Origin of the sequence: Wenxinia saemankumensis, assembly GCF_900141735.1 — a bacterium.
GTDB classification, from domain to species: Bacteria; Pseudomonadota; Alphaproteobacteria; order Rhodobacterales; family Rhodobacteraceae; genus Wenxinia; species Wenxinia saemankumensis.
Genome location: NZ_FQYO01000001.1, coordinates 24,592 through 49,582 on the forward strand (window position 1 = coordinate 24,592; position 24,991 = coordinate 49,582).

General features: G+C 71.0%; 20 protein-coding genes. 9 read left to right on the forward strand and 11 right to left on the reverse strand.

From position 1 onward, the window contains the following. Positions 1–44: 44 nt before the first annotated feature. Positions 45–1,067, forward strand: a complete 1,023-nt coding sequence (locus BUE30_RS00115) for a Gfo/Idh/MocA family protein (RefSeq protein ID WP_073325519.1) — start codon at positions 45–47, stop codon at positions 1,065–1,067. 2 nt (positions 1,068–1,069) lie between these two features. Next, a complete protein-coding gene (locus BUE30_RS00120) occupies positions 1,070–2,845 on the forward strand; it encodes a D-apionate lactonase family protein (RefSeq protein ID WP_139300430.1) in 1,776 nt (591 codons plus the stop codon). Here BUE30_RS00120 and nanR read toward each other — a convergent pair. Beyond that, positions 2,809–3,564, reverse strand: coding sequence for a transcriptional regulator NanR (nanR, locus tag BUE30_RS00125; protein ID WP_212590694.1), 756 nt, complete (start codon positions 3,562–3,564; stop codon positions 2,809–2,811). The genes BUE30_RS00120 and nanR overlap by 37 nt on opposite strands. Positions 3,565–3,613: 49 nt before the next feature. Between nanR and BUE30_RS00130 the strand changes: the two genes are divergently transcribed. Beyond that, positions 3,614–4,972, forward strand: coding sequence for a four-carbon acid sugar kinase family protein (locus BUE30_RS00130; protein WP_073325526.1), 1,359 nt, complete (start codon positions 3,614–3,616; stop codon positions 4,970–4,972). A 60-nt stretch (positions 4,973–5,032) separates the two neighbouring features. On the opposite strand, the gene derI is transcribed toward BUE30_RS00130, so the two are convergent. The 4 genes from derI to BUE30_RS00150 all read right to left on the reverse strand — a co-directional run bounded on the left by derI (position 5,033) and on the right by BUE30_RS00150 (position 9,323). Next, positions 5,033–5,494 carry a D-erythrulose-4-phosphate isomerase gene (derI, locus tag BUE30_RS00135; RefSeq protein WP_073326487.1) on the reverse strand — a complete coding sequence of 154 codons (462 nt, stop codon included), beginning with the start codon at positions 5,492–5,494 and terminating at the stop codon, positions 5,033–5,035. Positions 5,495–5,512: 18 nt separating this feature from the next. After that, positions 5,513–6,286: a triose-phosphate isomerase gene (locus BUE30_RS00140; protein WP_073325527.1), complete on the reverse strand. Its 774-nt coding sequence runs from the start codon at positions 6,284–6,286 to the stop codon at positions 5,513–5,515. Positions 6,287–6,519: 233 nt separating this feature from the next. Next, a complete protein-coding gene (locus tag BUE30_RS00145) occupies positions 6,520–7,494 on the reverse strand; it encodes a formylglycine-generating enzyme family protein (protein ID WP_073325528.1) in 975 nt (324 codons plus the stop codon). Continuing rightward, a complete protein-coding gene (locus BUE30_RS00150; protein WP_073325529.1) occupies positions 7,491–9,323 on the reverse strand; it encodes a glycoside hydrolase family 2 protein in 1,833 nt (610 codons plus the stop codon). The genes BUE30_RS00145 and BUE30_RS00150 overlap by 4 nt, the downstream gene beginning before the upstream one ends. On the opposite strand from BUE30_RS00150, the gene BUE30_RS00155 reads away from it, so the two are divergent. Together BUE30_RS00155 and BUE30_RS00160 are read left to right on the forward strand one after the other, a co-directional pair. Then, positions 9,294–9,563: a hypothetical protein gene (locus BUE30_RS00155; RefSeq protein ID WP_073325530.1), complete on the forward strand. Its 270-nt coding sequence runs from the start codon at positions 9,294–9,296 to the stop codon at positions 9,561–9,563. The genes BUE30_RS00150 and BUE30_RS00155 overlap by 30 nt on opposite strands. Before the next feature lie 28 nt (positions 9,564–9,591). Next, positions 9,592–9,786, forward strand: coding sequence for a hypothetical protein (locus BUE30_RS00160; RefSeq protein ID WP_073325531.1), 195 nt, complete (start codon positions 9,592–9,594; stop codon positions 9,784–9,786). A 463-nt stretch (positions 9,787–10,249) separates the two neighbouring features. Here the strand turns inward: BUE30_RS00160 and BUE30_RS00165 are convergent, their stop codons facing one another. Further along, a complete protein-coding gene (locus BUE30_RS00165; protein ID WP_073325532.1) occupies positions 10,250–11,284 on the reverse strand; it encodes a sodium:calcium antiporter in 1,035 nt (344 codons plus the stop codon). Continuing rightward, entirely contained in the window at positions 11,281–13,713 is a 2,433-nt protein-coding gene (locus BUE30_RS00170) for a vitamin K epoxide reductase family protein (protein ID WP_244526239.1), read from the reverse strand. Before BUE30_RS00170 ends, BUE30_RS00165 begins: the two co-directional genes overlap by 4 nt. Positions 13,714–14,323: 610 nt before the next feature. On the opposite strand from BUE30_RS00170, the gene BUE30_RS00180 reads away from it, so the two are divergent. Next, on the forward strand, positions 14,324–14,854 hold the full coding sequence (locus BUE30_RS00180) for an EF-hand domain-containing protein (protein WP_073325535.1): 531 nt from the start codon (positions 14,324–14,326) through the stop codon (positions 14,852–14,854). Between the two features lie 559 nt (positions 14,855–15,413). Here the strand turns inward: BUE30_RS00180 and BUE30_RS00185 are convergent. Then, entirely contained in the window at positions 15,414–16,013 is a 600-nt protein-coding gene (locus BUE30_RS00185) for a sugar transferase (RefSeq protein WP_139300431.1), read from the reverse strand. A gap of 459 nt (positions 16,014–16,472) precedes the next feature. Between BUE30_RS00185 and BUE30_RS00190 the strand changes: the two genes are divergently transcribed. Genes BUE30_RS00190 through BUE30_RS00200 form a run of 3 tightly spaced genes read left to right on the forward strand, consistent with a single transcriptional unit; the run spans position 16,473 to position 21,236 of the window. Beyond that, positions 16,473–17,792, forward strand: coding sequence for an O-antigen ligase family protein (locus tag BUE30_RS00190; RefSeq protein ID WP_073325536.1), 1,320 nt, complete (start codon positions 16,473–16,475; stop codon positions 17,790–17,792). Further along, a complete protein-coding gene (locus tag BUE30_RS00195; RefSeq protein WP_073325537.1) occupies positions 17,789–19,921 on the forward strand; it encodes a GumC family protein in 2,133 nt (710 codons plus the stop codon). The genes BUE30_RS00190 and BUE30_RS00195 overlap by 4 nt, the downstream gene beginning before the upstream one ends. After that, complete coding sequence (locus BUE30_RS00200; RefSeq protein WP_073325538.1) at positions 19,914–21,236, forward strand: polysaccharide biosynthesis/export family protein; 1,323 nt, start codon at positions 19,914–19,916, stop codon at positions 21,234–21,236. The genes BUE30_RS00195 and BUE30_RS00200 overlap by 8 nt, the downstream gene beginning before the upstream one ends. 4 nt (positions 21,237–21,240) lie before the next feature. Here BUE30_RS00200 and BUE30_RS00205 read toward each other — a convergent pair whose 3' ends face one another. Genes BUE30_RS00205 through BUE30_RS00215 form a run of 3 tightly spaced genes read right to left on the reverse strand, consistent with a single transcriptional unit; the run spans position 21,241 to position 24,802 of the window. Further along, the gene (locus BUE30_RS00205; protein WP_083600943.1) at positions 21,241–22,002 is read right to left on the reverse strand and encodes a family 16 glycosylhydrolase; all 762 of its coding nucleotides are present in this window, start codon (positions 22,000–22,002) and stop codon (positions 21,241–21,243) included. After that, the gene (locus BUE30_RS00210; protein ID WP_170865595.1) at positions 21,999–23,798 is read right to left on the reverse strand and encodes an ABC transporter ATP-binding protein; all 1,800 of its coding nucleotides are present in this window, start codon (positions 23,796–23,798) and stop codon (positions 21,999–22,001) included. The genes BUE30_RS00205 and BUE30_RS00210 overlap by 4 nt, the downstream gene beginning before the upstream one ends. Beyond that, positions 23,795–24,802 carry a glycosyltransferase family 2 protein gene (locus BUE30_RS00215; protein WP_073325542.1) on the reverse strand — a complete coding sequence of 336 codons (1,008 nt, stop codon included), beginning with the start codon at positions 24,800–24,802 and terminating at the stop codon, positions 23,795–23,797. The genes BUE30_RS00210 and BUE30_RS00215 overlap by 4 nt, the downstream gene beginning before the upstream one ends. Positions 24,803–24,991 lie beyond the last annotated feature (189 nt).

A 24,991-nucleotide genomic window follows, 5' to 3' on the forward strand; every position in this document is an offset into this window, starting at 1 on the left:
ACCCAAACGACGACCGATCAAAGGGAAGACCGGGGGGGGCCGAAATGCTGAGGGGCGGACTGATCGGCTGCGGCTTCTTCGCGATGAACCAGCTGCATGGCTGGCGCGAGGCCTCAAGGGCGCGGATCGTCGCGATCTGCGACCGCGACCCGGCCCGGCTGGCCGAGGCGGGTGACACGTTCGGCATTGCCGCGCGCTACGATGATGCGGCCCGGATGCTGGCGGAGGAGGATCTCGATTTCGTCGACATCGCCACCACCGTCGGCAGCCATCGCGCGCTGGTCGAACTCGCGGCGGACCGGGGGCTTCACGTCATCTGCCAGAAACCGCTCGCCTCCTCGATGGACGATGCCCGCGCGATGGTCGCCGCCGTGGCCGCGGCGGGCCGGACCTTCATGGTGCACGAGAACTTCCGCTGGCAATCCCCGATCCGCGCCGCGATCGAGGCGGTGCGCGGCGGCGCCATCGGCACGCCCTTCTTCGCCCGCGCCTCGTTCCGGTCGGGCTACGACGTGTTCTCCGGCCAGCCCTATCTGGCCACGGACGAGCGCTTCATCGTCCAGGACCTCGGCATCCACGTCCTCGACATCGCGCGGGCGCTGATGGGTGACGCGGTGCGCATCACGGCGACGATGCAGCGGGTCAATCCCGCGATCCGGGGCGAGGACGTGGCGACGATGCTGCTCGTCCATGATGGGGGCGCGACGAGCGTGGTCGACTGCTCCTACGCGACCCGGCGGCAGCCCGAGACCTTTCCCGAGACGCTGCTCGAGGTCGACGGGGAGGCCGGAACGCTCCGGCTCGATGCGGGCTACCGCCTGACGGTGCAGACGGCGGAGGGGAGCGAGACGCGGGACGTGACGCCGCGCCTCGCCGACTGGGCCGAGCGCCCGTGGTTCAACATCCAGGAGAGCGTCGCGTCGATCCAGCAGCATTTCGTCGACTGCATCGAGGCCGGGCGCGCGCCCGAGACCTCCGGCGCCGACAACCTCTCGACGCTGGCTCTGGTCGAGGCCGCCTACCTTTCGGCGGCCGAGGGGCGCAGCGTCGACGTCTCGGAGGTCTGAGCGTGGAGGATGCCCTGACCCTCGTCGGCACCGAGGCCCCCCGGCCGCAGGTCGTCCGGTACGCGATCGGTCCCGTCAGCTTCGAATGGATCGACGGCGGCCTGCACGCGATCCGCTACGGCGACGCCGAGATGATCAGCGCCATCACCTTCCCCGTCCGCGACCGCGATTGGGGCACGCTGGTGCCGCGCCTGTCGGCCCTGTCGGAGAAGCGGGCGGAGGGCGCGCTTCGCCTGCGCTGGACCGCCACCTGGTCCAGCGGCTGCGCCACCCTGACCGCCGATCTGTCGGTCGAGGCGGGGCCGCAGGGCCTGACCGTGCTGGGCCGGGGGCGTTCCGATGGCGCGTTCGAGACCAACCGCGCCGGCTTCACCGTGCTGCACCCGGTGGGGGCCTCTGGCTGCCCGGCCGTGGTGGAGCATTCGGACGGGACAGAGACGCGCGGCGCGCTGCCGACCCTGATCGAGCCCTGGCAGCCCTTCATGGACATCCGCGCGCTCACGCATGTCCGGTCCGGGGCGACCATCGCCTGCCGGATGGAGGGCGACACGTTCGAGATGGAGGACCAGCGCCAATGGTCCGACGCCTCGTTCAAGACCTACAACCGCCCGCTCGCGAAGCCCTGGCCCTACCGGATCGCCGCGGGCGAGGTGCTGGAGCAATCGGTGACGCTGACCTTCTCGGGCCCGGTGCCGGTCGCGCGGAACGCGTCGGACATCGCCGTTCGGGTAGGGGTGCCGACGGGGACGATCGTGCCCGAGCTGGCCCTCGTCCTCGACGCCGCCGGCGCGCGGGAGGCCGATCCTGGCCTGCTCGCCCGGATCGCGCCGCACCGCATCGCCTGCCATGCCGAGCGGGGGGACGACCTCTCGGCCTTCGCGCGGCTCGCCGCGCTGGGGGCACGGCTCGACCTCGACTACGCGGCGTCCTGCGACGGCGACCTGGGCGCGGAATTCGCCGAGCTGGCCGACCAGGTCGCGTCGGCGGGCCTCGATCTCGCCTCGCTCTTCGTCTGCCCCTCGGTCGACCGGCGATCGACACCGCCGGGCAGCGACTGGCCCGACTGTCCGCCCTTGGAGCAGATCCATGCCGCCGCCGCGCGCGCCTTCCCCGACCTGCCGCGTGGCGGCGGGATGCTGTCCTACTTCACCGAGTTCAACCGCAAGCGGCCCCCGGTCGGGATGCTGGATTTCGTCGCCCACGGGACGAACCCCATCGTCCACGACGCCGCCGACCGCAGCGTGATGCAGACCCTGACCGCGATCCCGTGGATCCTGCGCTCGGGCAAGGCCATCGCGGGGGACGTGCCCTACCGGCTCGGACTGTCCTCCATCCCGATGCGACAGAACCCCTACGGCTCGCGCGTGATGGAAAACCCCGATGACGGGCGGATCTGCATGGCCGGGTCCGACCCCCGCCACCGCGCCCGGTTCGGCGCGGCCTTCACGCTGGGCTACCTCGCCGCCATCGCGCCCTTCGGGGTCGCGGTCTGGACCCCCGCCGCCGGGGCCGGTCCCGCGGGTGTGGATGGGCCGGGCGTGGACGGGGCGGACGGTCTGTCGCCGCTCGGTGCGCTGCTGGCGGACCTCGCCCCGCTCGCCGGCCGGCATGTGCGGAAGGTCGAGGTCACCGATCCCGAACGCGTCGCCGCGCTCTGCGCGGGAGACGAGCTGTGGCTGGCGAACCTGACCGAAGCGGAGATCGTCGTCGCGCTGGGGGACAGGCGCCTGACCGTGGCCCCCTACGGAACCCTGCGGGTCGCCGCCTCGTCCTCGTGATGGCGGTAAAGGCTGGCCGACCGGTCGAGATGGACCGACATGATCCGCGCGCAGTCTTCCGGATTGCCGCTCTCGATCGCGTCGATGATCCGGGCGTGCTCGCTCAACGTCACGTCCTCGTTGCCCGACCAGTGCAGCAGCGTCGTGTGATAGTCGAAGAGCCAGGTCAGCATCGCATCCGCCACCGCCACGACGAGCGGGTTGCCGGTGATCTCGGCGATCCGGCGGTGAAAGGCGATGTCGGCCCGGATGAACTGCTCGCGGCTGTCGAGCATACTGCGCTGCCGGTCGAGCAGCGCGCGCAGGTCTGCGACATCGGCGGGACCGCGCCGTTCGCCCGCGATCCGGGCGAGGCCGACCTCGATCAGCTTGCGCGCCTCCTTCAGCTGGTCGAGCGTCGCCGGATCGGCCGAGAGCAGGATCTTGGCCACCGCGTCAACCTGCCGGACCGCCAGCGCGGGAGAGAGCGCGTTGACCCGGCTCCGCTCGCCGTGGCTGATCGTGATCAGCCCCATCGTGTCCATCGTCTGCAGCGCCTCGCGCACCGCCGGACGACCGACGCCAAACCGCTCCATCAGGTCGCGCTCGGAGGGGACCGTGTCGCCGGGGGCGAGTTCGCCGGTCACGATCATCGTGCGCAGCCGGTCGAACACCTCGTCCGACAGCTTGCGCCGGGTGATCCGCTCGCTGCCCGCCCGGGGAGGGATCTGGGATATCAAACCGTGTCCCTCCCACGTATCCGTTTCCAATGGTATGATGAGATAACAGATGAACCATGAGGTCAAGCCGAGCGCCCCCCTGGTCGGCTGGGTCGGCGACGACTTCACCGGCTCCGCCGCAGTGATGGAGGCGCTGACCTTCGCGGGCCTGCCGGCGATGCTGTTCCTCGACGCGCCCGATGCCGCGCGTCTGCAGCTGGCGGAGGGGATGGCCGGTATCGGCATCGCCACGATGGCGCGGACCCGCTCCCCCGACTGGATGGACGCGCACCTGCCCGACCTCTTCTCCCGTGTCCGGGCGACCGGGGCGGAGCTGGTGCAGTACAAGGTCTGCACGACGCTGGATTCCGCGCCGCATGTCGGCTCCATCGGGCGCGCGATGGAGATCGGGCTCCGCACTTTCGGAGGCGTGACGGTCCCCATCGTGATCGCCGCCCCGGTGATGCGCCGCTACCAAGCCTTCGGAAATCTCTTCGCTGCGGGTCCGGGCGGGGTCTCGCGGCTCGACCGGCACCCGGTGATGTCCCGGCACCCGGTCACCCCGATGGACGAGGCCGACGTCGCCCGCCACATCGCGCGGCAGACGGACCTGCCGCTGCAGGTGATGGACGTGGAGGCGCTGGCCGATCCGGGCAGTGCGGCAGAGCGGATGCGGGATGCCGGTGGCCCGCGCGGCTGGTGCCTCGACCAGATGGGGCCGGCCGAGGAAGCCGCCGCCGGCCGGCTGATCTGGGAGGGGCGCAGGCAGAACCCCTTCGTCGTCGGCTCGCAGGGGATCGAATACGCGCTGATCCGGCACTGGCGGCAGACCGGCCGGATCGGTCCCGCGCCGGCCCCGGCCCGGCTGAACAGGGCGGAGCGGATGGCCGTCGTCTCCGGCTCGGTCTCGCCCGTCACCGCCGCGCAGATCGACGCGGCGGAAGCGGACGGGTTCGCCGTGCTGCGGCTCGACGCGATGGCCGTGGCGGAGGGCGCGGAGAGGGCGGCCGTCGACGCGGCCGTCGCGGCCGCCTCCGCCGCGCTGGGGCGGGGCGCGATCCCGCTGGTCTGCACTGCGCGCGGCCCCGACGATCCCGAGGTGGCCCGGCTGACCGCGCGTCTCGCCGGAAAGGACGGGGCCGAGGCGAATGCCCGCATCGGACGGGCGCTCGGCGCGGTGCTGGCGCGGCTGGTCGCGGCCCACGATCTGCGGCGCGTCGTCGTCTCGGGCGGCGACACGTCGGGCGAGGTCTGCACCGCCCTCGGCATCCATGCGCTGACCGCCCTTGCCCCCACGATCCCCGACGCCGCGATCTGCCGTGCCCATGCGGACGGCGCGGTCGACGGGCTGGAGATCGCGCTGAAGGGGGGGCAGATGGGCAGCGACGACTATTTCGCCTGGGTCCGCGACGGCGGCGGGGCGCGGTAGGAGGGCGGCGGTCGCGGGAGGTCCGTCAGGAAAGTCCCGCGATCCGGCCCGCACGCGGCGTCAGCGCGCCGCGTATTTCGCGTCCAGCGCGTCGATCGCCCTGACATTCCCGGCCGAAGGACCGTTCGGATCGAAGCTCGCGGCCAGCCATGCCTCGGCGATCGATTTCGCAAGCTCGGCCCCGATCACCCGCGCGCCCATCGTGATGATCTGGGCGTTGTTCGACGTGGCGGCCTTGCTTGCCGAATAGGCGTCATGGGTCTGGGCGGCCCGGATCCCGGGCACCTTGTTCGCCGAGAGGCATACGCCGATGCCCGTCCCGCAGCAGAGGATGGCGCGGTCGTAGGTGCCGTCGAGTATTCCCCGGCACACACGCTCGGTCAGATGGGGGTAGAGCTCCTCCGTGCCGGATGGCGGGGCGCTGACGAGGCTGACCTCCAGCTCCGCACGGCCGCCGAAATGGTCGGCCAGCGCCTTGGCCAGGGGGGCGCCCGCGCTGTCGCCGGCGATCGCGAGTTTCATCATGTCGCTCCTGTCATGTCAGTGGGGTTGTGCCGCGCCGGCGAGAGCCGTCGCACAGCGGGAAACGATGTCGAGATAGCCCTCGGGGGACAGCGCCGCCCGCCCGATGAAGAGGCCGTCCACGCCCGGCAGCCGCACGAGTCCGGCGCAATTCTCGGCCGTCACGCTCCCGCCGTAGAGGCAGGGGACCGAGCGGCCGAGCAGGCCGTGCACGCGGTCCGCGATGGCGCCGTGGCGGGCGGCGACGTAGTCCGGCGAGGCGGGGGTTCCGGCCGTTCCGATCGCCCAGACCGGTTCATAGGCGAAGAGGAGCCGCGTCTCCGGCGGCGTGCCGCGGATGCGGGAGAGGGCCGCCTCGACCTGTCCGGCCAGAACGTCGTCGGCGCGCCCGGCCGTCCTCTCCGCCGCGGTCTCGCCGATGCAGACCAGCGGGACGAGCCCGTGCCGCAGCGCGGCCTCGACCTTGAGGGCGACGGTCTCGTCGGTCTCTCCGAAATGGGCCCGGCGCTCCGAATGGCCGAGTTCGACGAGGTCGGCTCCGCAATCGACCAGCATCGGGGCAGAGATCTCGCCCGTCCACGCGCCCGCGTCGTCCCAATGCATGTTCTGCGCGCCGACCCGGATGTCCGTGCCGTCGAGCGCCGCTCGCACCTGTCTCAGGCAGGTGAAGGGCGGCACGACGAAGCGGGTGATCCCCGGCGGGGCGGGCGCGTCCCGCAGCGCCGCGGCGTAGCCCTCCGCCTCGGCGAGGAGCTTGTTCATCTTCCAGCTCGTGCCGATCCAAACGGCCATGTCGCATCCTTCCTGCCGACCCGCGAATGCCGGCACCCCCGGATTCGCGGGCTCGGCATCTGGTATGATGAGTACAATAACTCAACAGGAAAGCCGAGACGAATTGCGGAGGGAATCCCCCGGGCCCGGCCAGCCGTTGCTCCGCACCGCGAGGACCGGACCGCGTGACGTTGCGGCTTCGCTTTCCCGGCTGGAAAGGAATCCGCCTGCTCCGGCGGTCCCCTCCCTGTCGACTACGCCTGCCCGCTGCTCTTGGCGTAGAGCACCCGGACCCCGGTATTGCTCGCGCCGCTTTCGGCGGGCGTGCCGAAGCGCGCGGCGATGCGGTAGCGGTAGCAGTAACTGGCATGGCAGAGGGAACTGCCGCCCTTCATCACCTTCTCCCGGCGATTGCGCGACTGGGCGTTCCGCGCCTGCGCCACGGCATTGCGGGAGCGGACGCGAAACGGGTCGGCCGTCCATTCCCAGACATTGCCGGCCATATCGAACAGGCCGGCGGGATTGGGGGGGTATCGTCCGACCGGCGAGGGGCCCGCCCATCCGTCGGCCAGCGTGTTCAAGTCCGGGAAACGTCCCTGCCAGATATTGGCGGGCAGGAACGCGGTGTCGTCCGGCTCGCGGTCGCCCCAGGGAAAGCGCGGGTCGGGGGCGCCACCGCGGGCCGCGTGTTCCCATTCGGCCTCACTCGGCAGGCGCCCGCCCGCCCATGCGGCAAAGGCGCGGGCATCCTCCCATGCGACATTGACGGCGGGATGGTCCGCGCGGCCGGCGAGGTCGCTCCCGGGGCCTTCCGGGGCGAACCAGGCGGCGCCCTCGCAGGCGACCCACCACGGCGTGGACGAGTTCGAGGGCGCCGGCCGCCTGCGGGCGGGAATAAGGTCCCGGAAGACCGGGGCCCAGCGATACCGCTCCGCCACCGTCACGAAGCCGGTCTCCGCGACGAAGGCCGCGAAACGTGCATTGGTCACCGGCACCGCATCGATCGCGAACGGGGACAACTCCACCGATCGCCTCGGGCCTTCTCCGTCGGGCCCGATCACCGGCGCGTCGGTTCCGACATGGCTCCGGCCCGCGTCGAACGCGATCCGGGCCGGCGGCGTGGGATCGGCGATCCCGAGAGCGGCCCGTGCCGCGGCGGCAGGCGCCCCCTGAAGGGCGGGCGCGCCGACGCGCGATCCGCAGCAGGACGGCGCGTCGGCGCGGGTCATCCCGCGCGCCCCGTGCGTTCGAGGGCCGCGCGACGCTCGAGGTCGACCTCCTCCCCGGGGATCGCCGCGGCGGGGGCGGTGAGGATGCGGCGCAGCGCCGCGATGGGCAGCTTCGGCTCCCGGTCCTCGGTCAGCAGACCGTTCACCTCCTGCATGGTGTCGGTCAGCTGGGTGTAGCAGTAGCCCTGCAGCAGCGGCATCGCCGCGATGGCGTCGAACCATTCCACCAGCCGCGCCTCGAAGGCGGCCTCGTCCGGTACCGTCGCATAGCCGACCCAGTGATCGCCGGCATCGGGCGTGAAGCTGAGCCCCCCGAACTCGGTCAGCATGACCGGACGGTCCCCCGCCGCCGCCTCGTCGAGCAGCAGCCGCCGCCCCGGCGCGCCGAAGCCGCGCAGGAGGTCCTCAAGGGCCCCCGCGTCGCCATAGCGCGCCGTCAGGCCCGCCCCCCGCGGGGCGTAGTCGTGGATCGAGACGATGTCCGTCTCGGTCAGCTCCCACCCGTCGTTGCTGATCACCGGGCGGGACGGATCGAGGGCCTTCGTCAGATGATAGAGCGCCCGCGTGTAGGCCGCCTGGTCGGGACGACGCGAGATCTCGGAAACGCCCCAGCTCTCGTTGAAGGGCACCCAGGCGACGATGCAGGGATGCCCCTTGTCCCGGCGGATGGCCTCGGTCCATTCGCGGGACAGGCGCTCGACGGCCGAGTTCGAGAAGACATAGGCGCTCGGCATCTCCTCCCACACCATCACGCCGATCCGGTCGCACCAGTAGAGAAACCGAGGATCCTCGATCTTCTGGTGGATGCGCACGCCGTTGAAGCCGAGCGCCTTGATCAGCTCGACCTCGCGCCTGAGCTCCTCCCCCGACGCGGCCAGGTGGCTCTTCGGCCAGTAGTTCTGTCCAAGCACCATCCGGAGGAAGGTCGGACGCTCGTTGAGGGTGAACCGGCCCGCCTCCGTGCCGACGGTGCGGAAGCCGACATAGGTCTCGATCCGGTCGTCCCCGGCGCTGACCTCGGCATCGAGCAGGCGGGGATGCTCGGGCGACCAGACCATCCGCTCGCGCCGGGTCGAATGGGCGAAGGCGGGCACGGCGACATCGAACTCGGCCTCGGCCTCGTCGACCATCACGGTCGTATCGGCGAGGACCCGGCCGTCCGTGCTGATGCGGACGCGGACGGGCAGGGCGGTGGCCGGCCGGCGGTTGAGCCGGATCTCGCACCGGAGGTTGGCCCGGGCGAGGCTGGGAACGAGGTGCATGTCCGTCATGTGAACCGCCGGAAGGATCGTCGCCCAGACCGGCTGCCAGATCCCGGACGTCCGGTTGTACCAGATGCCGTGCGGCTCTTCCTGCCAGTCCTGCTTGCCGCGCGGAATGCGGTTCTCCTCCGGCGGATCCTCGGCCCGGACGGTGATCGTCTGCGGGCCGGCGCCGACGAGAGCGGCGGTGACGTCCGCCTCGAACGGCGTGTGGCCGCCCTCGTGGGTGGCGACGAGGGTGCCGTTCACCCAGACGCGGGCGGCGTGGTCCACCGCGCCGAAGCGCAGGACCAGGCGCTCGCCCGGGGCCATCTCCGGGCGGACGAAGTCGCGCCGGTACCAGAGGACCGGGTGGAACCCGGGATCCCCGATGCCCGACGCTTCGGATTCCGGAGGGTAGGGCACGACGATCGGCCGCGTGCCCGCTATCTCTCCGGCGCCCCAGCCGGCATCGAGCCCCTCGTCGGCATCGTCGTGGCGGAAGTCCCAGGGTCCCGACAGGTCGATCCATCGCTCCCGCGCCATACGCGGATGGGGATGGCGCTCTGCCAGCTCGTGCTTCGTCATGTCGTCCTTCCTCCGGCGCAGTGTATCGGCCGTTCCTGCTGGGTCTCCGCGTGGCTCGTCTCCGCCTCGCTCGAGGAGTCGCTCGAGATCTTCGAGAAGGGGCTGAACCTGCTCCCCGACGAACCGCTCTGGTCGAACTGCGTCCGGGCTTGGAGCGTCGCGAGCTTCGATCTCTACAGGCTGAACACCGTGCTGACCACGCGGGGGGTCGTTACGGTCGTGGTCGCGCCGCGACGATGATTGTCACGACAGGGGTCACGGCATCCCGTTGGTGTTCACGTTCGGCAGCCCCGAGATGCGAACCCTGCCGGTGGGCATGCTGGCCTTCGTCAACTCTAGCAAGACCGACTGGTCGGGAATGGCCGCCGCCGCGACGATCTCGCTCCTGCCGGTCGTCCTCTTCTTCTTCTTCTTCATGCAGCGATACTTCGTCGAAGGCTTCGCGGGAGCCGTCAAGCGATGACCGACCGTCCGAACATCCTCGTCCTGTGCACCGACCGGCAGCGGTGGGACACGCTCGGCGCGACCGGCAACACCTCCGTCCGCACGCCCGACATGGATGCGATCTATGAGGGGGGGTGGGGGTGGACCACGCCTTCTGCCAGAGCCCGGTCCGCACGCCCTCCCGCGCCAGTTTCATGACCGGCCGCGATCCGCGCACGACAGGCGTCTATCAGAATGGCCCCTCTTCTCCGGGGCGAGGAGACGCAGCCGCGACCTTCGGCCGAGAGAGGTTCATCTTCCGGCGATCAGGCCATGGCAGACCCGCCGGAGCCGACGAACAGGAGAAGCAGCCTTTTCCCCCGCGGCAGTCACGAATGTCGGGCCCCTCTCCCAGCACCCGTTCCCGCCGTCTGCGCCCGATGGTCCCGCAGGCGACGCGCAGAGGCCTGCCCGCGAAGCAGACCGCACCTCCCGAGCCCGGGCTAGCGCAGCGTGTACAGCACGCCCAGGCCGCCCAGATAGACGACCGCGACGATGACCGAGTCGAGGCCGATCTTCGCGACCGTCGGGTCCCGCCGTTCGATCAGGCCGACGAGATAGAGGGCCGTGACGAGGGTTCCGAGCGTGGCGGCGAGGATCGAGAAGCTGTCCAGTTCGGACAGGATGGGCGGGCCGGCATAGAAGAGGTCGAGGACGAAGATCAGGGCGATGTCGAACAGGTTCGTGCCGAAGATGTCGCTGACCGCCATCACGTAGCGGCCCCGCTTCATCGCGGCGAGCACGGTCGAGACTTCGGGCAGGGAGGTCGCGATGGCCACGAAGACCGCGCCGAAGAAGCTGGCGCCGAGGCCGGTCTGCTCCGCCAGGGCCTCGCCCGTGGACGAAAGCGCCACACCCGCCACGAGGATCACGCCCGCGACGGCGGCCGTGCGCAGCCAGAGGGCGCGATCGGAGAGGGACAGCGCCTCCGTCTCGCCCACCTGCTCGCCCGGGGGCTGGCCGACCACCTTCCAGTCCAGTGATCCCTGTGCCTGCGTCACGAGGCGCAGCGAGTAGAGGAATGTCACGAAGACGATCCACGTCCAGACACCGGCGCCGAGGAAGGCGATGTCGCCCGATGCGATGCCGGCGATGATCAGGCACATCAGCACGACGCCTAGCGCCCCCTGCAGAAGCACGACCGGGTCGGGCACCGCGGTGGTCAAGGCGCCGCGCCTGTGCACGGCGTCCGCGACGGCGAGAATGGCGACCTGCATCGTGAACCCGCCGAGCAGGTTGTTCGCCGCGAGCGCGGCATTGCCGGTTATCGCGGCGCTGCCGGCAACGGCGATCTCGGGAAGCGACGTCGCCCCGCCGAGCAGCAGGACGCCCAGCGTCGCCTCCCCGATGCCGGTGCGCCGCGCGATCGCGTCGGCATAGGCCGAGAGCCGTGTGCCCGCCCCCCAGACGAAGACGGCCGCGACGAGAAAGATCGCGATGTTGAGCGCGAGCGGCAGGCCCTCGAACAGCCCGCTCACACCACGACCCGCGACCAGCTGCCGTAGCGATGCCGGACGGGCCCGCGGGGGATCGACACGGCGATCAGCGCGAGACCGGCGGCGATGTCCGCACCGGCCTGGAGCCACGTCGCCTCCGAGACCAGCGCCGCGATGGCAAGTCCGGCGCCGAGGCACATGTTGAGGAACCGGGCCGCGCGGGCGGCCTCTGCCATCGCGGTGACGGCGATGGTGACGGCGAGCGCGCCGACGAGGTGGTCGATATTCGCCAGCGTTCCCTCGGTGCCGAGGGTCAGCCGGGTGAACATCAGCCACAGGCCGATCGCGGCGGCGGCGAGAGTGCTCCAGTGCGGGACCACGCCGCCTCCCAGCATGTCGCGGATGACGGCCAGGGGGGGCTGCTCGAAGCTCTCGTCGGTGCGGTCGTCCTGCCCCTCGTCGGTATCGCCGGTCAGGAAGACGCGCAGGATGGGCGCACCCGCCCGCTTGCGGCGGCGCAGGAACTGGCAGGTCGCGATGAGCTCGTCGATCGAATAGGGGATCTGGATCAGCATCGCGGCCGCCGTGATCAGGCACAGCGTGCACCACGTCCCGATGACGATGGGCTGGATGATGATGAAGGTGATCGACACCACGCCCAGCGGCACGATCATGATCCCGAAGATCATCACCAGCCAGGGCATCGTCCGCCAGCGGCGGGCCGAACCGATCAGGCCGATCAGGATCTCCAGCAGGTAGGTCAGCGCGCCGAGACCCGCATCGGGGATCGGCCAGGCCTCGGACACGTCGGAGGTGATGATCTCCTCCGTTCCGTTCTGCGGATTTGCCGGATCGCCGGCGAAGAACGGCTCCCAGACGGCGCCGATATGGCCCAGCTGGTAGGAGGTGAGGTAGAGCGACACGAAGAGACCGATGAAGGCGAGGCCGATGATCGGCAGGCGCTGCGTCCAGTCCGACGGGGAATAGTCCCAACCGGGCGGGATCGTCGGTCCCGTCGTCGCCGCCATCGTCCCGATGCCGGGGGCGGGACGCACGCATCCCGCGAAGCCGAAGACCAGCGCGCCGACGAGGGTGCAGTTGAGGTAGGCGACGGATTGCTCCGTCCAGAGGATGAGCGGGGCGGCCATCAGCACCGCGCCGACCGCAGTCACCGCCCAGCGGATGAGGGCCAGGCGCCAGCTGAGCGCTAGGAAGCTGCCGCCCATGACCAGGATCCCCGCAATGACGCTGGCGAGGATCATGCCGATCCCCTGGTAGCCCAGGATCGGGGGACACGCGATCAGCCAGGCGCCGAGGCCGAGGTTCAGGAACTGCGCCCAGACGCTCGCGCCATGGGCGCGGCGGCGCTCGTCCTCGTGCCGTTCGCGCAGGGCGTCGGGATCGGTCGCGCCCCGGCTCTCGGCGGCCTGCAGCCAATGGGGCTTCGTCAGCCTGTTCGCCTCGTACCAGGCCGCCGGATCGTCCTTCAGCCGGCGCACCATCTCCGGCAGGGTCTCGCGGAGGCTGTGTTTCGGCTCCCAGCCCAGCAGCGAGCGGGCGCGGCCGATGTCGAGCGCGTAGTGATCGTCCGACATGTCGATCATGAAGGGCTTGATGAACGGTGCCTCGCCCTGGTCGAAATCGTCCGGCACCAGGGGTTCCGCCTTCGTCTGCACCCAGGCGCCGGCGGCGGCGATCGGCTTGGGAACGACCAGGGTGGACCAGTCCTCCGAGCCGTGGATCTCGCGGCCGAGGATGCGCTGGAGCTCGGCGTAGGGAACCGCGTCCTCCTCGCCGATCAGGATCACCGCTTCCTCGGGCAGATCCGCCCGCCGGTCCACGGCCCGGACGAAGGCATCGACCATGTCGTCCCGGTGCAGGAAGCTCTGCCCTGTCTCGAGGCTGCCGGAATAGGCGTGGGACTTCGGATCGCGCTCGTAGACCCGGCGGATTTGCTCGGACAGGGTCGGCACCGCCGTCATCTCGTCGTAGAGCCCGGCGAGATGCAGCAGTACGACCGGCATGTCGCCCCGCGTCTGCCGGATCACCTCCTCCGCGCGCGCCTTCGACTGCGGATAGGCCCAGCCGGGGTCGATCTCGGTCGCTTCGGTGATCGGCAGGCCGGGGCTGCCGGCGCGGTGCACCAGCATCGTGCCGGAATAGACGAACTGCTCGACCTCCAGCCCCTTCAGCGCCTCGATGAGGTTGCGCGTACCCTCGACGTTGACCTCGTCGTAGAGCGGGCTCTCCTCCCCGCTGAAGTCGAAATAGGCGGCGAGGTGGATCACCGCGGCGATGCGCGTCCCCTTGCCCTGCGCGACCTTCTCCATCGCGTCGCGGACGGACGCCGGATCGGCGAGGTCGCAGACGAGGGACTCGCCGGATCCGTCCCGGTCGAGCCCGACGACCGTGTAGCGCTCGGAAAGCCGCGCCTTGAGGGCGGAGCCGACATTTCCCTCGGCGCCGGTCATCAGGATGATTTGCTCGCTCCGGTCGGAGGGCGGGGCATCGCTGTCATGTATCATCGGAAAGGCAAGGCGCGACGGCGGCGCTTGTTCCGTCGCGCGCCCGTAAGGGCTCCCCTGCGAGGCGCCGGACGGCCCGGCGGGCAGGTCGTCGGCAAGGCCTGGCCCCTGTCGTGCCGCAGGAGATCGGAACAAGGCCGGATCGGCTGGTCCGACCGTCCGGGCGCGTCCGCGATCCGGTCCCTCAAGACGGCCGGGCGGTCTCACGCGGTGCAATCGGCCCCGTGGATGAGTTCCCGGCCGCGCGGCACCCGGGCATCGTCCACCGACGCGCGGGCGGGCACGGCCGGATCGCGGGTTTGGGCGGTGACGAGGTCCGGGATCTGGACTCCTGCGCGGACGTTCCGCCGGGCAAGGGGGGCGATCCCGGCGATCGGGCCGCGAGGCCCGCTTCCGGCCATGCGCCGCCGACGCCGGATACCTGACAGGGTCCGGCGCGGTGCGAGGTCGTGGCCGGGTCGGGGGCTGGGCGCGACGGATCCGCTTCGCCGGAGCTGCGGGAACATTCGGGGCACGGCGCGGTTTTCGGGACCTCGATCCAGAGAGGAGACCCGGAATGACCACGCTCATCAGATGCGCGCTCTGCGCGACCTTCGCCTTCGCCTCGCCGCTGCTGGCGCAGACCACGACCGACTGGGACACCGATGCCGACGGCAGCCTCAGCCGGGACGAATGGAACACCGGTATCGACCAGTCGACCGCGTTCACCGACTGGGATGCCGACAGCAGCGGCATGATCGAGAGCGCCGAATATGCCGGCGGATCGTTCGACCGCTTCGACATGGACGGCGACGGCACCCTGACAACGACCGAGTGGGACGACGGCATCGACCGTGCCTTCGGCGAGCAGGGCGCGGACCTCGACTACGCGACCTGGGACGCCAACAGCGACGGCACGCTCGACCGCGATGAATTCACCGCGGGCTACGAGTCCCAGGGCATGTTCGACACCATGCGGACGGACGCCCAGTTCGACACCACCATGACGGGACTGTCGCAGGACGAGTTCAATACGAGCATGTTCGACGCCATGGATGCGAACGACGACGACATGCTCTCGCAGGACGAGAACACCTGGATGGACTAGGCCGCCGGCAACGGACCCTGTCCCGACAATGCACCGGGCCGCTGGAGACAGCGGCCCGGTTCCTGCATGGGCGGCGGCATCTGCCGGTTCCCCGCCGGTCGCGGCAACGATGCGCGGCACGTCGTTCGCGGGCCCCGGCAGGAGACATGCGGCAGAGCGGGCGCCCCGGCCCCCGGCACAGCGGGCGCCCCAACCCCCGGCACCGGGTCGCCCCGGCCCCCGGCACGTGGGCGAAGACGTCCGGTCGCGACAACCTCGTCCTCGAACCGAATGGCGGCGCCCGGCGCCGGGGGGCAGGGGGGCGCGGCTCGGCCGCACCCGCGATTGACCCGCGCCGCCCGCCGGCCGCGTCGGGATCTCGCCGCGATCGCCGCGCCCCGCGGGGGGGAGGAGCTGCCGGCCCCGGGCCCCGGCACCCATGCCCCGCTCCGCCGGCACTCCGCGGCTCCGGAAATCGACGCCGGCGCCGGGATCCCCCCCCCGCGGGCGAGCGCCGTCCGATCGCGCCCCAGCCGAGGCCCGGCCCGCCGATGGGGGGCCGAGCCGCGAGTGCGTCCCTTCAATAGCTGCCCACCCGGAACAGGACGACGCGGACGGTCCGCGTCAGGATCATGGCATCGGTGGCCAGGCTCATGGTCTCGACATACAGGCGGTCGAGCCGCACCCGCTCCTGGTAGCTGACATCGTTCCGGCCGCTGACCTGCCAAAGGCCCGTCAGACCCGGCAGGACAGCGCTGTAATGGCCGAATGCGGTGCCGTAATAGACAGCCTCGTCCTCGACGATGGGGCGTGGGCCGACAAGGCTCATGTCGCCGCGGAGCACGTTCAGCAGTTGCGGCAGCTCGTCGAGGCTCGACTTGCGGAGCACCGACCCAATGCCGGTGATGCGGGGATCGCTGCGAAGCTTCCGCGTGGACTCCCATTCGCGCCTGGCGACAGGGTCGTCGTTCAGGTGGCGGGCGAGGACGTCGTCGCCGTCGAGCACCATGCTGCGGAACTTGATGCAGCGGAACATCCGGCCGTTTCGGCCGAGGCGTGACTGGACGTAGAACGGATTGCCGGGGTCGGACAGCATAATCGCCGCGGCGATGATCAGGAAGAGCGGCGCGAGGCCGATCAGTCCGAGGAAGGCGCCGGCCCGGTCGATCACCGGTTTCATCCGGTAGCCTCTCCCCCGGGAAAAGGCCTCCGCATCCGCATGTCCGGAATCCTCCTGCGGGGGGCGCGCAGGGGGCGGAGCCGGGCGGGGCCCGTCGGGGTCCCGATCAACGGCCAGCGCCCAGGGGGCTTCGTCTTGCATCTCTTCACCTCTTCAGGCGACGGGCAGATCACCAGACCGGCCAGCAGGCCGGTCGCGGAACGCCATCGATTTCGCGCGGCGCGAGCCGGCCTGCCGGCCGCAGGTCACGTCGGCCGCAGGTCTCGTCGGGCGCGGGTCTCGTCAGTCGCAGTTGGTGCCCCGAACAAGCGCCCTGTGGGATTGTTCCGCGCCTGCCCGGCGGTCGCCCGGGACCACCCGCCGGCCCTCGCATGCGCGCATTGGAACAACCGCAAGGCCGGTCTGTTCGGAGGCCGGAGCGCGGTCACGACCCGCGCCACGACGTCCGGAAGGAGGCGCATGGCGAAGGACCTGCAGGAGGGACATGCCCACGGCTACGGAATCGCCGCCGTGGCGATCTCCTCCTTTGTCTTCGCCTACTCGATCCGTTTCGGGCCGGTCTCCATCCTGCTCTTCTACGCCCTCTGGCTCGTGCCGTTCGTCCTGAACCCGCAGATCCTCCTGGTCGGCATCCGGCACGTCGCTCCGCTGCTCGTCCTTCCGGTCCTCGCCGTGCTCTCGATGCTCTGGTCGGACGCGCCCGCCCAGACCCTGCGCACCGCCGTCCAATGGGCGACGACCGTCGGGTGCGGACTGATCGCGGCGCGTCTCGTCCCGGTGACGTCGCTCGCGGCGGGCGGCTGCGTCGGCGGCCTGATGGTTCTCGGCTACTCGGCGTGGATCGGGGACTACGCCTACGACGTGGTCGACGGCACCTACGCGTTCACCGGCGCCTTCAGGTCCAAGAACCAGGTCGGCTTCTACGCGAGCCTGACGCTTCTGTCCGCGACGGCGGTCCTGGTCCTCTACCGGGCGACCACGGCCTGGCGCGCGATCGCCCTCGCCGCGCTGATGCTGGCCGTGATATCCCTCGTCGCCTCGCGGTCGGCGACCTCGATCCTGTCGCTCGGCGTGGCGGGCGCCGCGATCCTCCTGACGATGGGGCTTTCCGTGCTGCCGGGACGGGTGCGGGGCGCGGCGCTGATCGCGATCGTGGCGGGCGGCGTCGTCTCCGCTCTGGCGGCCCTGCGTCTCGGCGCGCTCGACGCGACCCTCGCCATCTTCGACAAGGACACGTCCCTGACCGGTCGGACTTATCTCTGGCGCGAGGGGGTGGAGCAGGGGGGCGAGCACCCGCTCCTCGGCCTCGGCTACGCGGCGTTCTGGCTGCCCGGGCAGCCCCGGGCAGAGCGGCTCTGGGAGGAGTTCTACATTTCCGGCCGGACCGGCTTCCACTTTCACAACGGCCCGATCGAGGCCTACGTGGCGCTCGGGCTGGTGGGCCTCGTCCTCTTCTGCGCGCTGCTCGCCGCGCTCCTCGCGATGGTGATCAATTCGGCCTGGACACCGGGGGCCGCCCCGGCGACCTCGGCCCTCTGTGCCGCGCTCGGGATGCTGTTCATCGTGCGGGCGACCGTCGAGGTCGACTTCTTCACGCCCTACACAATGGGGTCGTTCCTCGTTCCGTTCCTGCTTCTCGCCATGGCCGATCGGCGTTCGGCCCGGCCGCGTTCGGCGCCGGCGGGACGCGGGGATGCGCCCTTGTGGCATATGGCGGTGCCGGCCCGGAGCGTCCGGATGGAGGCGCCCGATCGGCGCCGCCCGCAGGCCCTGCAATGACGGGCCCGGTGCGCGAGCGGCGGCTCGACCTGTCCGGCCCGGCTTCGCAGGGGCCGGGCGACGGGGTCGACCTGCGCCGGGTGTCGCGGGCCGTCCGGCGCCAGGCCCCGCTCGTCGGGCTCTGCGGCCTCGCCGGCCTCGTCGTCGCGGTCGCGCTCATCCTGATGTCGGTGCCGCGCTACCGCGCCGTCGAGACCGTGCTCCTGGACGAGGAACGCCGCGAGCTTCTCGAGGCGGTCTCGCCGATACCGAACGCCATCTATTCGGATTCGGCCCTGCAGAGCGAACTGGAGATCCTGAAGTCGCGGGAGCTGGCCTTGCAGGTGGTCGACCGGATGAACCTGCACGAGGACGAGGCCTTCCTCGATCCTCCGGCCGGCGCCGCCGAGCGGCTGGCCGCCATGGCGGACCGGATCGTCCGCCCGGTCGCCGACTGGCTCGAACCCGAGCCTGTGGTCGCGGGTCCGCAGACGCCCGACAACGTCGCCCCTGTCGATCCCGAAGCCGCCGCGCGGTCCCGGGCCGCCACGATCCTGCAAGGAAACATGAGTGCGGATCGTGTCGGTCGCAGCTTCGTCCTGCAGATCGGCTACGAAGGCTTCAGCCCGGAGCGTGCCCGCGACATCGCGCGGGCCTACGGCCGGTCCTACCAGACCTATCAGCTCGAGGCGTCGCGGGATGTCGCGGCCAATGCCGGCGCGTGGATCCAGCAGCGGCTCGAGGCGCTGGAGGTCCGCAGTCTTGAGGCCGCGGCCGAGCTTCAGCAGTTCCGGGCCGAGAACGATCTCGTGCAGGTGCGCGGCGACTTGCTCAGCGAGCAGCAATTGTCGGACATGGCGGGTGAGCTGATCGAGGCGTCGGCCGCCGTTGCGGAGGTGAACGCGCGTCTCGCCAATCTCGAGGCGGTCGAGGAGGATACCCCGGTCGAGGCGCTGATCCTCGCCGGCCCGACGGACGAGGCCGGCGCGGATGACGTGCTTCAGGAGCTCCGCCGCGAGTATCTCGATGCCCGGCGACGGTTCGTGGCGCTCGGGGATCAGTACGGCCCGGACCACCCGCTGGCCCAGCAGATCGGGCAGGTCCTGGCGACGCTCGAGCAGAGGATCCGGGAGGAATTGCAGAGCGAGATCGCCGCGCTCCGGGCCCGGAGGGACATCGCCCTGGGCCGCGAGGCGTCCTTGCGGGAGGATCTCGGCTCCCTCGCCAGCGGGTCGGGCGAGGATGTCGCGATGCTGGGCCGCCTGTCCCAGCTCGAGGCCGTGGCCGAGACCTACCAGGAGGTCTACCGGGACTACCTCCAGCGTTACGAGCTGACGACCCAGCAGCAGGCCTTTCCCATCGCGACGGTGCGCATCATCTCGGAGGCGGAGGCCCCGAGGGGGGCGTCGAGCCCCCGCAAGAAGGCGGGCCTCCTCTCCGGCCTGCTGATCGGGCTGCTCCTCGGTGTCGTGATCGGCAGTCTGCGCGAAATCGGGCCGCGCCGGCTGCGGACCCGCGACGAGGTGATCGAGCTGTCCGGCCTTCCCTGTGCCGGGCTGCTGCCTGCCGGGAGCGGCGCCCGCGGGACGGACGCCAGGGGCCGGGTTGGGCGGCAGACCGCCCTGCGGGCGCTGGCGGCGCTGGGGCGGACAGGGCAGGGGAGGGTCCCGATGGTCGTGGCCATCGCGCCGGTCGCTTCGGGGTCCGATCCGATGGACATGGCCGCGCATCTGGCGCGTGCGATGCAGGAGCGGGGCATGGATCAGCCGATCGTCCTCGATTGCCGGGGCTCGACGGACCGGGAACTGGAGAAGATGCGCCGCCGCCACGGCCTGCAGGTTCGAGCGGCCGCCCGACCGTCCGACATCGGCGTTAGGACGGGTCCGGACGGGCGGAGGCGGACGATCCTGTCGATCCTCCCGCCGCTGACCGAGACCGCCGGGAACGACCCCTATTCGGAACGCAGCGATGCGACGATCCTCACGATTCCCTGGGGCCGGATCCGCCCCGAACTCGTCGAGGGCGCCCTCGCGGACCACCCCGATTTCGGGTCGCGGCTGGCGACGACCGTCCTTGTCGGCGGCCGGCTTCGCCGGGCGCGGCTCTACATGCCGCGGGGCGGCTACGAACAGGAGGCCGCTCGTGGCTGACCGATGGGCCCCCGTCACCGTTCTGGCCGCGGCGCTCGCGCTTGTCTGCACCGCCTCCGCGGCGCAGGAGGACAGCCCGCTCGAGCCGCAGCAGACCATCCGCGTGAGCGTGGGGCAGTGGGACCCGGTGGCCGAGCTCTATACCGGCTGGCCCGATCTCGGCGGCGAGTTCAGGATCGGCGCCGACGGCGAGGTGACGCTGCCGATGGCGGGCACGATCGCGATCGACGGCATGACGGAAGCCGAGCTGTCCGCCGAGATCGCCGCGCGGCTCTCGGCGCGGATGGGCCTCGGCGCCGGCGTCGAGGCGGCGGCCACGATCGTGAGCTACGGGCCGGTCTACGTCGTGGGCGGCGTCCGGGCGGCCGGTGCCTATCCCTTCGTCCCGGGGCTCACGGCCCTGCAGGCGATCGCGCTTGCCGGCGGGACGCAGGACGGAGACACCGCCTATCTCCGCTCGGAGCAGGACGCGCTCGGCCATCGGGGGGAATACCGCGTGCTGCAGCTCGAGCGACACCGCCTGCTCGCCCGGCTCGCCCGGCTGCAAGCGGAACTCGCCGAGGCCGAGACCATCGGGATGCCGCCGGAACTGGCGGACGCCCCCCTCGGCGACGAGCTCATGGCGCAGGAACGCGAGATCCGGGCGGCGCGCATGGCCGCCTACCGGTCCAGCCTCGAGCAGTTCGCCGATCTCGAGACCCTTCTGCGCGAGCGGATCGCCCGGCTGGACGAGCAGCTGGACCTGCGGGCCCGCCAGATCGCGCTGGCGCGCGAGGAACTGGAATCGGCGAGCGCGCTGGTCCGCGAGGGCCTGTCGCGGCGCAGCCGCGAGAACGAACTCGAGCGGCTGGTCGCCGATCAGGAAGTGCGCAGGCTCGAACTCGAGACGGCCCGTCTCAACGCCGAGCAGCGCCTGAACGAGCTCGGTCTCGAACGATCGGCGCTGGTCGGTCAGCGCCGTCAGTCCCTGGTGGAGGAGCTGGGCGAGTCCCGCATCGAGATCGAGAGGATCGGGATCCGGATGGACACCGTCTCGACGCTCTATGCCGAGGCGCTGCGACTGGGCGACGGAGTGGTCTCTCTCGGCCCGTCGGGCCTGCCGACGCTGGAGGTGACGCGTCAGGGGCCGGACGGTCCGGAACTCCTGATCGCGGGGGAGGAGACCGCCTTGAGGGCCGGCGACGTCCTGAGGGTCGTTCCGCCCGATCTCGACGCGGAACGGCAGCCCGGTCGGATACCCGTCCCCGCCCAGCTCGGGGCCGAGGGGCCCCTTCCGGAGACCACCCCGGACCTGTCGGGATCCGCCGCCGACTGACCCGTCACCCCGGAACCTCCACCGCGCCGATCCTCGCGACGAGGGGCCGTCCCGGCCAGTCCCAGCGCCCGGCCCAGCCCTCCTGCGCCTCCGCGACGGCCCACAGGTCAGCGAAGGCCCGAAGGTTGCCGGGGGACCAGGCGCCCTGCGGCATGTCGTCCGGGCCGAAGCGGCCCACCTCCCTGCCGTCGACCGCGAACACCACCTCCCGTCCGGTCACCGTGATGGCGTAGTCGTGCATGCCCTCGGCCGCGTCGAACCCCAGTTCGACCACGACGGGACCGCCCCTGGCCTGGCCGAGATTGACCGCATCGCCGCCTGCGGTCTCGGCGTAGACGTTCAGCTGGACCCGCGTCGTGTCGGCGCCCACGAACTCGAAATCGTATTCGCGCCACGGATCCCGCTGGTAGTCGGCCCGGTAGAGGAACATGCCGAACACGGCGCCGGGGCTCATCTCCGGTGCCTGTGCCCGCCACCGCCACGTTCCTTCGGCGGCGACGGTGCCGGACTGGATCTCGCCGCCGCTGAAGGGGCGTTCCGAGCCGGCGGGGGACCGGTCGAGCACCAGCTCGACCACGCCGTCCGACAGCCGGACGTTCCCGGGCAACCAGACGATCCTGCCCGACTGGCCCGCCGGCCAATCGGAGACCAGCCACTCGCCCGGCGCCGCGGCACGGGACTGGACGAGCACGGGTGGATCCTGCGCGACCGCCGCCCCTGCCGCGAGGACGAGTCCTGCAAGAATGTGGATTGCTCTTCGTCTCATGCGTCACCTCCGACCATCGCGCGAAACCCTTCGTGGCGACTGCGAAGCTCCCCGTAGGTCCCTTCGCCGACCACCCGGCCCTGTTCCATCAGGAAGATCTTGTCGCAATCGCGCACGGTGCTGAGGCGGTGGGCGATCATGATCACCGTCTTGCGGTGGCCGAGACGCCGGACCGCATCCATCACCGCCCGCTCGGTCACGCTGTCGAGCGCGCTTGTCGCCTCGTCGAAGACCAGCACGTCCGGATCGGTATAGAGGGCCCGGGCAATGCCGATCCTCTGGCGCTGGCCGCCGGACAGACGGGCGCCGCGTTCGCCGATGACGGTATCGTAGCCGTCGGGCAGGGAGCTCTCGACGAAATCGTGCAGCGAGGCGACCCGGGCGGCCGTCTCGACCGCCGCCCGGTCGATCGCCCGGGACGGCGTGCCGAAGGCGATGTTGGCAGCGATGGTGTCATCGACGAGGAATATCTCCTGCGGCACGTAACCCACGGATTTCTGCCAGTCCCGGATCGAATTGCGGAGCACCGGGCGCCCGTCGACGCGCAGCGTGCCGGAATCGGGATGGAGAAGTCCGAGGATCAGGTCCACCGTCGTCGTCTTGCCGGCCCCGGTCGTGCCGACGATGCCCACCGTCGTCCGCGCGTCGATGCGCAGCGTCAGCCGGTTCAGGGCCGGCTGCGCCGCTCCGGCGAAGGTGAAGCTCACCTCGTCGAGTTCGAGGCAGCGGCGCAGCGGGATCGCCGGCCCTGCATCGTCCCCGGCAGGCGTCTGGGTGGACGTCCCCGACAGTTCGGAATGAAGCTGGATCAGCGCAGGCTGGCCGAAGCGGATCCTCGAGACCGCGGCGAAGAGCTGCTGTATCGTGGGGAACAGCCGCGCGGCAGCAAAGGCGTAGACGCCGAGGATCGGCACGATCCCCGCCAGTCCCCCCTCCCGGGTCAGAAGAAGCCAGAGGACGAAGAGGATCATCCCCCCGAAGGCGATGACTTCCAGCAGCTGGCGAGGCAGCTCGGAGATGACAGAGAGCGCGGCCTGGTTCCGCGCCTGGATCTCCGCCGGCAGTCGGAAGCGCTCCAGATAGGCCCGCTCGAGCCCCCGCAGCTTGACCTGCTTGATGCCCGTCATCGCCTCCTGCAGGATCTGGAACCGGTCGCGGTTCGATCCGATGCTCTGGGTCCCCATCCGGCTGAGCGGGCCGCTCGCGAAGAGGTAGATCAGGCCGTAGGATCCGCCGAACAGCACCACCGAGCCGAGCGCGGCATAGGGTTGCAGCACCAGAAGGAACAGGACCAGCGTCGTGAGCATCACGCCATGCGCGACCAGCCTCACGCTCGCTTCGATCGGTCCGTTCACCACGTTCCCGACCTCGGACAGGATGGACTTGCCCAGGTCGGCGCTGTGCCGGTTCAGGAACCAGGCGTATGGCTGGGCGAGGTAATGCCCCATCAGCCGGATCGACAGGCTCGGGACGCACATGCGGGTGAAGTAGGAGAGGGCGTAGAAGGTCCCCGCCCGGAACAGCGCGGCGAAGAGGACGAAGAGGAAGGCGCCGAGGCCGAGCAGGATCAGAAAGGTGCGTTCGCTCGGGCTGCCGGTCGCCGAATGGGCCCAGGCGAGGGCGGCATTGCTCTCGATCAGGCCGGGATTGGCGACGACGCCCAGGAACGGCAGGACGGACGCGACGCCGAGGACGTCGAGCAGCCCCATCAGGACGACGAGACCGGTCAGACCGATCGCTTTCGTCCTTTCGCGCCGGTCGAGGAGGTCGAAGATCATCCGGAAGTTCGCCCTCATTCGCGGCCCCCCGTCCGCAGCGCCCCATCCGGGGGAAGAGGCGAGCGGCGTCCCGTTGCCCGCTTCAGCGTCGCCTCGGCAAGCTGGATCGCGAGGCGCGGCGCCCCGGCAGGATGAAGCAGGATCGCCGCCGCCGCCTCTGCCGGCCGACCCGCCTTCAGCGCCGCGATCGCCGTCTCGGCAATCATCACGTTGCGGATGGAGGCCCGGCGCGATCGCAGCAACCGGCGCATCCGGGTTCCGCCGCCGAGACGCGGCGCGACCGCCGCCTCGGCGCGCAGAAGGGCGGCCAGATGCGCGGGATCGGACCGATGGGACAACGATCCGGGGCGGCGCCGGTAGAGGTAGTCGGCCGCTGGCGCGTACCAGACCGCCGCGCCGGCCGCGAAGGCCTCAAGGATCAGGTGGCAATCCTCGCCGTTGCGCAGCGAGGGGTCGTATCGCAGCCCGGTCCGTTCGACGAAGCCGCGGCGGAGAACGGGCTTGAGGTAGCCGAGCGAGCGTTCTCCCGCGGCGCGCCGGTTGCCGGCCAGGAACCGTTCCGCCGTCCAGCGTTCCGGCGCGGCGAGGTCGCGCAGGAACGGTCGCGCCTCTGCCGGATCGTCGCCCGGATGCAGGTCGGCCACGTTCCCGAGCACGATGTCGGCGCCGGTCCGCTGGCCGAGGCCGATCATCCGGTGCAGCCGCGGGGGCGTCATCGTGTCGTCCGCGTCGAGCATCGCGATCCACGTCCCCCGGGCCAGGTCCAGCCCGTGGTTGCGGGCCGCGGCCGGGCCGCCATTCGCATCGAGTCCGGCCATCCGGATCCGGGCGTCCTGCCGGGCGAGGTCACGCAGGACATCCGCGGTGCCGTCCTCCGAGGCGTCGTCCACGACCAGGACCTCGACCGTGACCCCGACCTGACCGAGCGCGGAGGCGACGGCCGCCGCCACGGAGTCGGCGGCGCGCCAGACCGGAATGACGATCGTCACATCCGGCGGGTCGGTCGGCTTCTTCGGCGTCATGACGGAAAACATCCTGTCCCGAGGTCCGACCCCGTAACGCCGGGAGGACGGAATGTTCCAGGCAGAGGCCCTCGGCCGGCCGCCGCGGGGCGGGCGCGATGGGGATGCCGGAACGGAAGCCTTTGCAATTCAGGCGGTTGTAGGCTATTTGGTGCCCGGGGCCGGGCGGCAGCCGATGCCGTCCACAAA